This window comes from Kitasatospora sp. NPDC056138 (assembly GCF_042264695.1).
In the GTDB taxonomy this organism is placed as follows: Bacteria; Actinomycetota; Actinomycetes; order Streptomycetales; family Streptomycetaceae; genus Kitasatospora.
Window position 1 is genome coordinate 1 of the sequence record NZ_JBHJVK010000035.1, and the last position, 12,311, is coordinate 12,311.

General features: G+C 72.3%; 4 protein-coding genes. 1 reads left to right on the top strand and 3 read right to left on the bottom strand.

Features of this window, described 5'->3' with window-relative positions; genetic code table 11:
• The first annotated feature begins 237 nt into the window (after window positions 1-237).
• Entirely contained in the window at window positions 238-621 is a 384-nt protein-coding gene (locus ACFC1R_RS21360; RefSeq protein WP_375940828.1) for a hypothetical protein, read from the top strand.
• 276 nt (window positions 622-897) lie between these two features.
• On the opposite strand, the gene ACFC1R_RS21365 is transcribed toward ACFC1R_RS21360, so the two are convergent.
• The 3 genes from ACFC1R_RS21365 to ACFC1R_RS21375 all read right to left on the bottom strand — a co-directional run bounded on the left by ACFC1R_RS21365 (window position 898) and on the right by ACFC1R_RS21375 (window position 12,142).
• Window positions 898-8,463, bottom strand: a complete 7,566-nt coding sequence (locus ACFC1R_RS21365) for a LamG-like jellyroll fold domain-containing protein (protein WP_375940830.1) — start codon at window positions 8,461-8,463, stop codon at window positions 898-900.
• A gap of 262 nt (window positions 8,464-8,725) precedes the next feature.
• Entirely contained in the window at window positions 8,726-11,296 is a 2,571-nt protein-coding gene (locus ACFC1R_RS21370; protein WP_375940832.1) for an ABC transporter permease, read from the bottom strand.
• A gap of 60 nt (window positions 11,297-11,356) precedes the next feature.
• On the bottom strand, window positions 11,357-12,142 hold the full coding sequence (locus ACFC1R_RS21375; RefSeq protein WP_375940834.1) for an ABC transporter ATP-binding protein: 786 nt from the start codon (window positions 12,140-12,142) through the stop codon (window positions 11,357-11,359).
• Between the last annotated feature and the right edge of the window lie 169 nt (window positions 12,143-12,311).

A 12,311-nucleotide genomic window follows, 5' to 3' on the forward strand; every position in this document is an offset into this window, starting at 1 on the left:
GTCACCCGCGCGTTTTTCGACCCCCCCACCTCCCAGGTCGTCGGGCGGGGGCCCTCCCCTCCGCACGCTTATTACACCCCCGGGCCCGAAGCCGCTCGCCCTGACTCGCCGGCGGACGCTCTTGGACGTCCAGTCCGCAGTGGTGGCATGAGGAGTCAAGTCGGTTACCGGAAAAGGATGTTGCCTGTCCGGCCGGAGCGGGGGGAGACTGCTTGCGAGCAGAGAGAGGGTGCGCCCGTGGCAGCAGCCGATCCGGAGCACGTCGCCTGGTTGACCGAGAGGCAGTTGGCCCGAGCCTGGCCGACCATCCGGGCGACCTGCCTGCACGCCACCGCGAATGCCAACGGAGTCCGCGACAACCTCCTTGTGTCGCACTCCACTTGGGGCGAGAGCAAGTGGCGCACGTACCACCCCGCGGACGTCGCCCGGGTAGCAGGGGCGATCGCCGACGGCACCGCGGAGCTCCAGCCGCACTGGCGGAACGACACCCCCGAGGCCAAGCTGCTCGATCGGCGCCTCCGCAGGAAGAACCTGCCCGGTGCCATCGGGTGCGCCCTGCTCGTCGCCGTCCCGTTGGCGATCACCGTCGTTCTCCTGGTCATCTCCTGGAACGGCTCCTGATCGTCCTCGCCCACCTGCCGGCACCGACCCGCACGGAGCCCGCCCGGTCGAGATCCGGTCCGCCGCCCTTCGCGAACAGCTCCGAGCGTGCCCGGGCGGGAGCAGCGGACAGCCCTCGCCGTCGGCCTTGGTGCCCAGGCGCTCCGCCTCCCTCAGCTCACGCCTCGCCCGGACCGGTACGCCCACCACCGGCATTCACCTGGAGCACGTCCGCCCGTCCGAGCAGTGGGGTGGGCTCCGGAAGCACGCGGGCCCGGAGGCCACCCCACCGGGTGCTCAGGCCTCCACGCCGTAGTACTGCGCCAGGAAGCCGGTCACGTCCGCCGCGTGCGGCAGCAGCTCCGGCAGCTGGGCGGCGAGGGCCGAGCGGGTGGCCTCGGCCAGTTCGGGCAGGCCGGTGGCGGCGCCCTTCACGTACGGGTCGAGGCGGCGGACGAGTTCGTAGTTGCTCTCCACGTCCAGTTGCCGCATGGCCTTCTCCAGCGGCGCCGCCCCGGCCGGCGGGACCTCGGGCAGCACCCGGCTGACGAAGGTGACCCGGTGCAGGACCCGCCAGCACGGCGGCTTGCGGTCCGACTGACGGGCCTGGCGCAGCGCCGCCGCGTTGGGGTCGCTCCCGTTCTCCAGCCAGCGCGGGTCGACCACCTTGTGGAAGAAGGCGTCGAAGTGCTCGCTGTCCTCGCCGAGGTAGAAGCTGAGGAACCGGTAGGCGTCCACCTTGCCGGGCACCTTGACCGGCTGTCCGTCCTGGTCGAAGACGGGCTTGCGGTCCTGGTCGTAGCGCTGCAGGTTGCTGCCGGGGGCGACCTGCACCGCCAGCCCGAACGAGCGGGTGGCCTCCTTGCCCCGGGCCCGGGTGGCGGTCATCCCGCCGCCGACCGAGGCGTCCAGCTGGGCGCCGATGCCGATCCCGGCGATCTGGAACGAGGTGCCGATCGAGGTGCCCACCGAGCCGGACAGCGAGTACGAGCCCGAGGTGGTCTCGCTGACCACGTCGGTGGTCTCGGTGGTCTCGGCGAAGAAGCCGCCGGCGGCCGTCCAGACGTAGGTGTTCACCAGGTCCCGGCGGGAGAAGCCCTGGCCGGTGGCGCTGTCGGCGGTCTCCCGTCCCCGTGCCGGCGAGGCGTCCGCGCCGATCGCACCGCCGAGCACCCGCCCGGCCCGCTGCGCGGTCGGGTCCGGGGCCTGGGTCTCGGTGGAGACGGTGTCGTAGTAGCTGTGCAGACGCTGTTGGTCGCGCTGGATGCGGCGCTTGAGCGCGTACGCCTCACGGGGCTTGAAGTAGCTGTACTCGCCCCGGTCGCGGGTGCCCTGGTAGTCGGGGTCGGCGACCTTGCCCCGCTCGTCGAAGCCGACGGTGCCGTCCAGGGTGCCCTGCTTGGTGTAGCGCGGGTTGATCGGGAACGGGATGACGTTCCAGTCCTTGGGGATGTCCGGGTTGGGCTGGATCCGGTACGCCACCAGCGCTCCGCTGTGCGCCAGGCGCAGCGCGAAGACGTCGGCGGTCTGTGACTGCACCACGGCGAAGCCGGTGTTGGCCGGCACGTAGCGCCGTCCGGTCGTGGGGTTGAGCAGCCGGCCCGGGTCCTCCCAGTGACCGGTGAGCGAGACCTTGGTGGTGCGGGCGGTGTTCTCACCCTGGGAGACCGAGGTCTCCTCGGCCCAGCTGTTGGAGAACTCCAGGCTTCCGCGCACCCCGGCGGAGACCCCGCCCTTGGCGATCGCCTTGGCGATGCCGAAGCCCAGCGGGGCGGTGATCATCCAGACGTCGACGTCCACCTCGTTGGAGAGCGCGAAGCCGAAGGCGGCGTCCACGCTGCGCTCCTTGGCGGAGGACAGCGAGCGCACCACCTGCTCGGCCTCGGTGAGCTGCACCGAGGAGGAGCCCTCGAAGGTGGCGCTGCCCGGGTCGATGAGCCCGGCGGTGAGGTTCTCCGAGGGCACCGGCGGGGCGCCCTCCACGTAGCCGACGAGCTGCGGGTCGAACTGGATCTGGCTGACCCACTCGCTCACCAGCTCGCCGACCTTGTAACCGGTGACCAGGTGCCAGCGCCCTTCCCGCAGGTAGCTGTAGGCGCGCTTGAGCACACCGAACGCCTCGCCCCGGGCGCCGTACTGCATGTCGGCGTACTCGGCCACCGCCGGGGCGGCGGAGACGCTCTCGTGGAACGGGGTGCGCATCCCGGCCAGCGCCGAGCGGACCTGCGCGGTGTCGGTGGAGACCGGCGCACTGGAGAGCACCGTGCGCGGGCGGGTCGCCTCGGCGCCCAGGCTCAGGTGGTTGCCGCGCAGTCCGTCGTCGCGGACCTGGGCGACGTCAGGCTCGGTGGAGTCCCGGTCGAACGGCCAGTAGGCGACCAGGTCCTCCTTCTCGCCCTTGAGCCGGGTGAACAGGTTGTCCAGCAGCTGCTCGTGGGTGCGGGCGGTGCGCCAGATCCGCACCTCCTCCAGGACGCCGTTGAACGACTCCACCGCCTTGCCGCCCCTGACCACCGCGCCCAGGGTGAGCTGGGCGTCGCCCGGGTCGGCGAAGGCAGCGGTGTCGGGCGTGCCGGGGGTGCCGGCCGGGTCGCAGGCCACCGAGACGCCGTTGCGGTAGAGCCGGAAGACGCTGCCGTGCGGATCGGGGTTGCGCACCCAGCGGGCGCCGCGCAGCCGGGCGGGGTGCGAGCCGGTGGCGTCGGCCGCCGTACTGCCCGCGTTCTCCTCGAAGCGCCAGTGCGCGACCAGGCCCCGGTCGCGGGCGGTCACGGCGGTGCCGAGGCGGGCCGCGTCGCGGGCGGCGCCCCAGATCCGCACCTCGGCGAGCACGCCGGTCAGCGGCTGCACCGTCGAGCCGTCACGGGCCCGGCCGAGCTCCAGCGGCGCGTCGTTGCCGCGCGGGCCGGGGCCCTCGTAACGGGCCGCGCCGATCTCCCGGCCGTCCAGGTGGAAGCGGATGTCCTGCCACTCGCGGACCTCGACCGACTCGACCAGCTCCACGCTCCGGGTGACCGGCTTGCCGTCCGCCCCGACCGCGCTGATCTGGCGGCTGCCCTTCTGCTCCTGCATCGAGCGCCCGCCCTTGCGGACCACCGCGATCCGGTGGAACGTCCCGGCCTCGACGCCCTCGGTGGAGGTGAAGCGCACGGCTCGGCCGGCCGGTTCCTCGAAGGCGAACTCCAGCCGGCCGTCCGGCAGCACCGCCAGCCGGTACGGCACGCTGCCGCCCGCGCCGTCGGCGGTGCGGCCCTTGGAGAGCAGGCCCTGGGTCTCGCCGAGCCGCTCCAGTCGGGTGAACACCTCCAGTGTCAGGTCGTCGGCGATGTCCAGCGTGTCGTCGTCCGCGACCTCCAGGTACGCCTCGCCGTCCAACCGGACCGCCCAGGACTGCCGGTAGGCGGCGGCGAGGTGGCTCCACTCGCGCAGCGGGAAGCTCTCCCGGCTGACCACCCGCCGGTCGCCGACGGTGGCGACCGCCCGGTAGCCGCCCTCGTCGATCGGCGAACGCGCCGGGACGGGGCCGGGTTTGCCGCGCAGCTCGGCGTGCCGGTCGTTGCCGGAGCGGTCCGCCAGCACCGGTTGCGCGCCGGGCGCCGGGGCGGAGTAGGCCCAGTAGCCGAGTAGCCCGGTCTCGGCGCCGGTCAGCCGCCGCTTCATGGCGGCGCGCACGTCGTCCCCGCCGCGCGCCGTCGACCAGAGCCGGACCTCGTCGAGGTGGACGGAGGCGAACTCGCCCGGCCAGCAGAGCACCGTGCCGAGCGAGAGCCGGCCCTGGCCCCGGTACGGGGCGTCGGCGGTGCGGCGGGCGATCTCCTGGCCGTCCAGGTAGATCACCTGCTGGCGGGCCTGGCGCTGGAAGACGCAGACCCAGTGGTGCCACTCGGTGTCGACGAACTGCCGGTCCGTCGTCAGATCGTCGCCGCAGAAGGCGAAGGTGAAGGAGGAGTCGGAGCGGAAGCCGATGTGCAGGGACTCGTTGTTCCGTTGCTGCTCGGTGCTGTGGCCGAGCAGGTAGTGGGCCTTTGGGTTGATGGTGGTGCGGCGGGCCCAGAACTCCACCGTGAAGTCGCCGTCCCCGAAGCCGAACGTGCCGGGCACCACGGCGGCGGCGCCCACCCCGTCGTAGGCCAGCGCGGTGACGGCGGGAGCGCCGACCAGCCCGAGCCCGTACGGGGTGTCGCCGGTGTTGGCGTGCAGCAGCCGTACCGGGCCCTCGACCCGCTCCGGGTTGATCCACGTCTCCAGCGTGAGGTCGCCCGGCGTCGCTGCCCGGGGCACCTGTTCGGCGGGCAGCGCCAGGAAGCGTCCCTGGCCGTCGAAGGCGTACGCGCGGCCCGGCATGTCCGCGCGCCAGCGGCCGCTGTGCCCGCGCACCAGGCCGTCCGCGCCGCCGAGTGGGATCTCGGCCAGACCGCCGGGGTCGACGGTGACCAGCCGGGAGCCGGCCGAGAGCGCGACGCCGGGCTGCGAGGCCGTGGACCAGCGGTGGTCGTAGCGCACCCGCTGCACGCTCATGCCCGGCTTGAGCAGGGTCACATCCCCGCCCGCGCCGAGGCGCAGCGACTTGGCGCCGATGGGATGGCTGCCCTCGAAGCGGAAGCCGTGGCCGCCGACGGTCACGAACCCCGGGCCGGTCAGCGGGGCGAGGGTGCCCTCGGTGAACTGCACCACGTCGCCGTCGATCCGCAGCACGGTGCCGATGGTCACGGGCTGCTCGTCGGCGCCGTTGACCACGGCGGCGAAGTCCTCGGCCCGGCGGGGCAGATGGGACCACTGCTCGGTCTGTCCGTCGCGGCGGACGGTCAGCCGCACCTGCGCCGGGTGCTCCCCGGCCTCGACGGTGATCTCCGCCCGGTCCAGGTCGGTGGCCGCGTCGCGGGCGGTGAAGGTCACCGCCCTGCCGCCGGCGGCCAGCTGCCGGGAGGAGCGCAGCACCCGGGTGTCGTAGTAGCCGGCGAAGAACTGCCCGTTGGTGCCCCGGAAGTAGAGCACCAGGCTGCCGGTGGCGCTGTCCAGCAGGAACGGCCGGTCGGTGCCCCGGGCGAAGGCGAGCAGCGCACCCGAGCTGCTGAGCCCGGTGCGGTCCACCGAGAGCTGCGGCATCGGCAGGGCGATGTCGTCGGCGCCGCGCACCCCGCCGGTGAGCCGGCCCAGCTCCTCGCGCCTGGCGGCGAGTTGGGCCTGCTGAGCCACCAGGTCGCGGCGCAGCTCGCCGAGCCGCTCCTGCTTGATGCCGAGCACCTGCAGCCGGCTGTCGAGTTCGGAGATCTGCCGGTTCAGCCGGTCACTGGCCGGGCTGGTCCTGAGCGAGGCGTCGACTCGTTCCAGGACCAGCACGCCCTCGCCGGAGGTGTTCGCCGCCGTGTAGTCGTACTGCACGATGCGGTCGCCCTGGCTGTCCCGGGCCGCGACCAGGTTGCCGGTGCGGCGGACCACCAGGCCGTAGCCGTTCCAGCTGTCGAGCGCGAAGTGCGTGGCGTCGTTGTTCGCCTCCCGCGAGTACTGGATCAGCGGGACGTCGTTACCTGTCCGGCCGCCGTCGAGGTTCATGTCGAGCCCGGAGTTGACGTTCCGCACGAAGTAGCAGGTGATGCCGTTGAGGTCGGTGCCGGTGGGCTCGAAGGTCCACAGCGTGGACGCGGCCTGCCGGTTGGCGGTGCGCACCAGCGGGGCCTGGTTGTCCTTGCGGTCTCCCGCCACCGCGAGGTACTGCTCCTTGCCGTCCTTGGGCAGTTTGAACCGCAGCCGGTAGCGCCAGTACGTCGGCTCGTTCTCCAGCGCGGTGCGGGCCTCGGCGCGCCGGCGCTCCACGTCCGGGATCTCGGCGGTCTCCAGCTGGAGCCGGGTGATCTCCGCCTCGGTTCCGGCTGTGTCCTGGGTCAGTGCGGCCACCTGGGCCTCCAGCAGCGACGCCGCGTCCACGGTGCCGCTGGACTCCGGGGCGGCGAGCACCGGCAGGGCCAGCTCGTCCGGGATCTCGGCGAGTCGGCCGTCCCGTCCGACACCCAGGTCGAGGGTGGCGACGTAGGCCTCGTCGGAGGCGCTGCCGGTCACCGGGTCGGGGCCGCCGGTGGCGCAGGCGAGCAGCACCCGGGCCTGGCGCTTGACGGGCTTGGCCGCGCCGTCGTACCCGGCGGGTGCGGCCTCCTGCTGGTGGTGCAGCACCGCGGAGAGGCCGGAGACCACCTTGCGCCCGGTGAAGGCGAAGCTGTCGCGGCGCACCCCGGGGTTCTCGCCGACCGGGGCGTCGGAGGTGATCCAGGCGGGGCCGCCGCGCAGGGTGGCGTGCCGGGCGTTGTCGGTCTGGTCGTACAGCCTGTCGCCGGAGCCCTCGTCGAAGCGGTAGTAGAGGGCCAGTCCCGACTCGTTGCCGATCAGACGGCGCAGGCGGTCGGCGGCGATCTCCTCGCCGCTGCGGGGGCGGTTCCAGATCCGGACCTCGTCCAGTTCGGCGCGGCCGTACGAGCCGAGGGCGCGGCCCAGGGTCAGCGGGCCGAGACCGGCGTAGGGCATGTCGGTGGTGCGGCGGGCGAGTTCGACGCCGTCGCGGTAGACGATCTGCTCACGGGTGTCCCGTGCGAAGACGCAGGCCCAGTGGTGCCAGTCGGTGTCGGTGGTGCGCTGCTGGACGTTCAGGTCCTCGGCGTAGAAGGCGAAGGCGAAGGTGTCGTCCGCGCGGAACCCGATGTGCAGGCTGCGCAGCCTGACCCCGGCGGCGGCGCCGTGCCCGAGCAGGAAGTCCTCCCGGCCGCCGGTCGCGGTGCGCCGGGCCCAGAACTCCACCGTGAAGTCGGAGTCCGCGAGGGGGAGCGCGCTGCTCGGCAGCTCGGCCAGGTCGTCGACGCCGTCGAAGCGCAGTGCCGTCTCGGCGTGGCCGCTCTCGCTCAGCACCGGCACCAGCGGCCGGCCGGTGAACGGGCAGCTGCCGGGGGCGAATTCGTAGACGGCGTCGCGGTGGCGCTCGTCGGGGCTGGTCCAGGCCTGAGAGCCCTGGGTGTTGAACAGGCCGTCGCGGCTGCGTTCGACGCTGAAGCCGTCGATCCGGCCGGTGGCGTCGTTGTGCGCGAAGAACTGCCAGCGCTCCCGGCCGTGCACGGCGGTGGGCACCAGCAGGGCGGTGAACCTGCCGCCGGAGAGGTTGCGGACGAAGGACAGCTCCTGGGTGGGCTCGTGGAACGCCCGGCCCTCCATGTCCCGGGTGCCGAGGCTGTCCTTCCCGGAGTCCGGGCGGCCCTTGTGACGGCTGCGCCGGTAGCGGACCTCCAGCACCGGCTTCAACTCGCCGCCGGCCAGCACGAAGCGGTCGCAGAGCAGGGTGGCGTCGACCAGTGCGACCTTGCCCGCGCCGCCTCGGGTGAGGTAGTCGGTGCGCGCCGGGTCGGCCGAGGAGCCGGTGCCGTCGGAGAGCCGGAAGACCGCGTCCACGTCGTCGGCCCGGACGGACTGGCGCAGCACGTACAGGTGGGTGCCGTCGGAGACGACGTGGAAGGGGGCGGCGGCGCCGAGCCGGGCCGTGCTGGACAGGAACGGGTCCAGCTCGTCCTCGTCGAGCCGCTCCTCCGCACCGGCCTCGACCCGCCCGCCACGCTTGACCGCGGGCATCCGTACCGCGCCGGCCACGGCGTAGCCGACCCGGGCCAGCTCGGCCGGGAAGCGCAGCGGCAGCGGATTCTCCGACCAGTACGCCGCGTCCGCCTCACCACGCGCCTCGTCGTGCTGCGACAGGTCCAGGACCGTGTAGACGATGCGCCGCTGCTCGTCCATCGCGAACGCGACCGTGCTGCCCTGGTGCCGCACGGTCGTGGTGTGCACGTAGGCGCGGTCGCTGTAGACCTTCGCCAGGTGCTGGATCTCCGTCAAGCCTGCCACCTCGTACGTCAGTGGTCGCCGGGAACCGACGTCCACGATCAATACCGAACGTGGCAAAACTTTCACCCAGTGTCACGGGCGGACAAGATGCTTTTCCGTCAGCCGGGAGATCGAAATCGGCCCGGGGCCGTGATGCGGACCCTGACATCACGGCCCCATGACGCGGGGCCGTCCGACGGGCGCTCGGAAGAGCGGAGGGACACGGCACGAACGCTCACGGTCCCGTCATGCGGTGGTGCGAGTCCGCCCCGCGCTACTGGGCGTTGATCGCCCGCAGCATGTTCAGGCGGGCCGCCCGCCGGGCCGGCCAGAGCGCCGCCAGTACCCCGACCGCCAGGCCGAGCAGCAGGAACAGGCCGAGCCGCGCCCAGGGCAGCACGATCTCGTACTGCGGAAGCGAGGATTTGGTGAGGCTGCCGCACGCCCAGGCCAGGAAGATCCCCGTGCCGATGCCCAGGGCCGCGCCGAACAGCGAGATCACCACCGACTCCAGGCGCACCATCTGCTTGACGCCCCTGTTGTCGAGGCCGATCGCGCGCAGCAGCCCGATCTCCCGGGTCCGCTCGAAGGCCGACATGGCCAGGGTGTTGACGACGCCGAACACTCCGATGACGACGGTCATGCCGAGCAGGCCGTACATCATGTTGAGCATCGCATCGATCTGGCCGGACTGGGCCTTCGTCAACTGCTCCTGGTTCCGCACCTGGAGGAGCGGACTGTTGCCGAGGACGTTGCGGATGTCCTGGTCGAGGCCGCCCGTGTTCCGGCCGGGCGCGGCCTTGACCAGAATGCTGTCGAGCTTCCCCCCGTCCGCGTACGGCAGGACGTCGTCCATGGTGCCCACGGCGCCGCCGACGGTGCGGGTCTGCTGGTAGACACCGACGACGGTCAGTTCCTTCTTGTGGCCGTGGCCCAGCGTGCCTTGGAAGGTGTCGCCCTTCGACAGCCCGGTGGACCTGGCCAGCCTGTCGGAGAGCGCGATCTTGCCGGGGCCGATGTCTGCGAGCGAGCCGCTGCTGAACCTCAGGTCGAAGACCCTGCCGAGCCGCTGCGGGTCCGCGCCGGTGAGCGCGGCGAACTTGCCCCGCGCCCCCAGGTTCGAGGAGGCGACGGGCACTGACTCCGCGACGCCCGGGACTTCGGCGACCTTCGCGCCGAGTGCGGGGTCGAGGCCGGCGGAGCCGGTGTTGGACACCTTGTAGTCCGCGGTCAGACCGCCTACTGCCGCCGCCTTGAGAGCGGCGTTCATGGAGCTGCCGGTCACGCTCAGGCCCGTGATCAGGGTGAGCCCGATCATCAGGGCGGAGGCGGTGGCGGCGGTGCGGCGCGGGTTGCGCAGCGCGTTCTCCTCGGCGAGCTTGCCGCTGACGCCGAAGAGCCGGGTGGTGAACGCCCCCGAGAGCCGGATCAGCGGCCGGGACAGCAGTGGTGCGATCACGATCGTGCCGGTCAGCGTGAGCACCGAGCCGAGTCCGGCGGTTTTGAGGTTGTTGTCGGCTCCGTTCTCCTGCGTGGAGACGTACAGCATGGTGAGGACACCAATGCCGGTGAGCAGACTGCCGAGGCTGTTGCGGAGCACCATGCTGCGCTTGGGCGGTGTCAGGTCGACCGTGGTCAGTGCCTCCACCGGTGCGACCTTCGCGGCCTTGCGGGACGGCAGCCAGGCGGCGAGCACGGTGACGCCGACGCCGACCAGGAGGGACCGGGCGAGCGCGTCGGTGGAGATGACCAGGGGGCCGTCCGGCAGGCCCGCGCCGCTCGCGTCGAGGACCGGCCGCAGGGCGGTCGCGATACCGATTCCGAGCGCGATTCCAGCTGCGGAGGCGCCGAGTCCGAGGAGTCCGGCCTCGGTGAGGACCGCGCGGACGACCTGGCGGCGCGAGGCCCCCACGGCGCGCAGCAGCGCGGTCTCACGGCTTCGCTGAGCGATCAGCATGGTGAAGGTGTTGGCGATGACGAAGACGCCGACGAACAGCGCGGTCCCGGCGAAGGCCAGGAGCATCCGGGTGAGCTCCTTGGTGTTCTCGGCGATCTGCTCCGCCTGCTCGTTCGCGAGCTGGGCTCCGCTGGTGACCGTGATGCCCTCGGCGGGCAGCAGCGCGCGGATCCTGCTGGTGAGCTCCTGGTCGTCGGTGCCGGGTGCGGAGCCGACGGCCAGCTCGTCGAACCGGTCCGCCTGCAGGAAGAGCTGCTGTGCGGTGCGGGTGTCGAAGAGCGCGAGGCTGCCGCCTGCGGTCACGCGCGGGTCGTCGGTGTCGACGGTGCCGACCAGCGTCTTGGTGAGTGTGGGGCCCAGGGTGGCGAAGCGGACGGAGTCACCGATGTGGTAGCCGGCCTTCTCGGCGGTGCGCCGGTCCAGAGCCATCTCCGTGCCGGCGGTGGGGGCGCGTCCGGCGCTGACCGGGAAACGGCTGTCCCGGTCCGAGCCCGGGGTGTCCGGTGCGTAGTTGGTCGCCAGGTTCTGCCAGTTGTTGTCGGCGTTCAGCGGCCGGCCGTCCTTGGCTGCCAGGGTGGCGGTGCCGTTGACGACGGGGTGCACGGACGTGACGCCGGGCACGGCGCGGACCTTGTCGGCGAGCTCACCGGTGAGCGCCGTGGACCGGGTGTCGTCGGCCTCGCTGTCGGGGTTCCGCCGGGACGCGGCCTGTACGGATACGGCGACGTCCTTGAGGTTCTTGGCGGAGGCACCGCGAAGGGCCTGGGTGACGGTCTCGCCGAAGACGAGCGTGCCGCAGACGAAGGCGACGCCGAGTGTGATCGCGAGGGCGGTCATGACCAATCGGGCTCTGTGTGCGAAGACGTTGCGCAGGGCTGTACGCAGCATGGTGGTGGTCCCACTTCCAGGGTGTGTGGCGGAGGTCGGCACGGGGTGCGGGCGGTCGGGTCAGCTGGTGCGGGCCCCGGTGTCGAACTGCCGCATCCGGTCCAGGACGCCCTCGGCGGTCGGTGCGTGCAGCTCGTCGGTGAGTCGGCCGTCGGCGAGGAAGACCACGCGGTCGGCGTGGGCGGCGGCCGCCGGGTCGTGGGTGACCATCACGATGGTCTGGCCCAACTCCCGTACGGAGTCCCGCAGGAAGCCCAGGATCTCGGAGCCGGCGCGGGAGTCCAGGTTGCCGGTCGGCTCGTCCGCGAAGATGATCTCCGGCCGGGACGCGAGCGCGCGGGCCACGGCGACGCGCTGCTGCTGGCCGCCGGACAGCTGAGCGGGGCGGTGGCCCAGTCGTCCGGAGAGGCCGACGGTCGCCACGACCGTGTCCAGCCACTGCTGGTCCGGCCTGCGGCCCGCGATGGCCATCGGCAGCGTGATGTTCTCCAGCGCCGTCAGCGTGGGGAGCAGGTTGAACGCCTGGAAGACGAAACCGACGCTGTCCCGGCGCAGCCGGGTGAGCTGACGGTCGTTCAGGCTGGACAGTTCGGTGTCACCGATCTGTGCGGAGCCGGCGGAGACCGAGTCGAGACCCGCCATGCAGTGCATCAGCGTCGACTTGCCGGAGCCGGACGGCCCCATGATCGCGGTGAACCGGCCACGTCCGAACTCCACCGAGACCGAGTCCAGGGCGACGACCCGGGTCTCGCCCTGGCCGTAGACCTTGCACAGCCCGGTGGCCCGGGCGGCGACGGAACCCGTGGGGGAGTGGGCGGGCACGGGGGCGGCTGCCTGCATCGACATGTCAGCTCCGGAGGTACGAGGAAGAGGTTCTTTGACTGCCTCTCATCCTCGGTGCGCCGTGCTGCCGAGCCGTCGGCCTCAGGGCGTGACTGAGGCGTCTGTCGAAGGTCGGGCCCGGGGACGCGCGTAGTCCTCGGGGCGGACGGCCGTCTCTGTCCTTCGGCAGAGA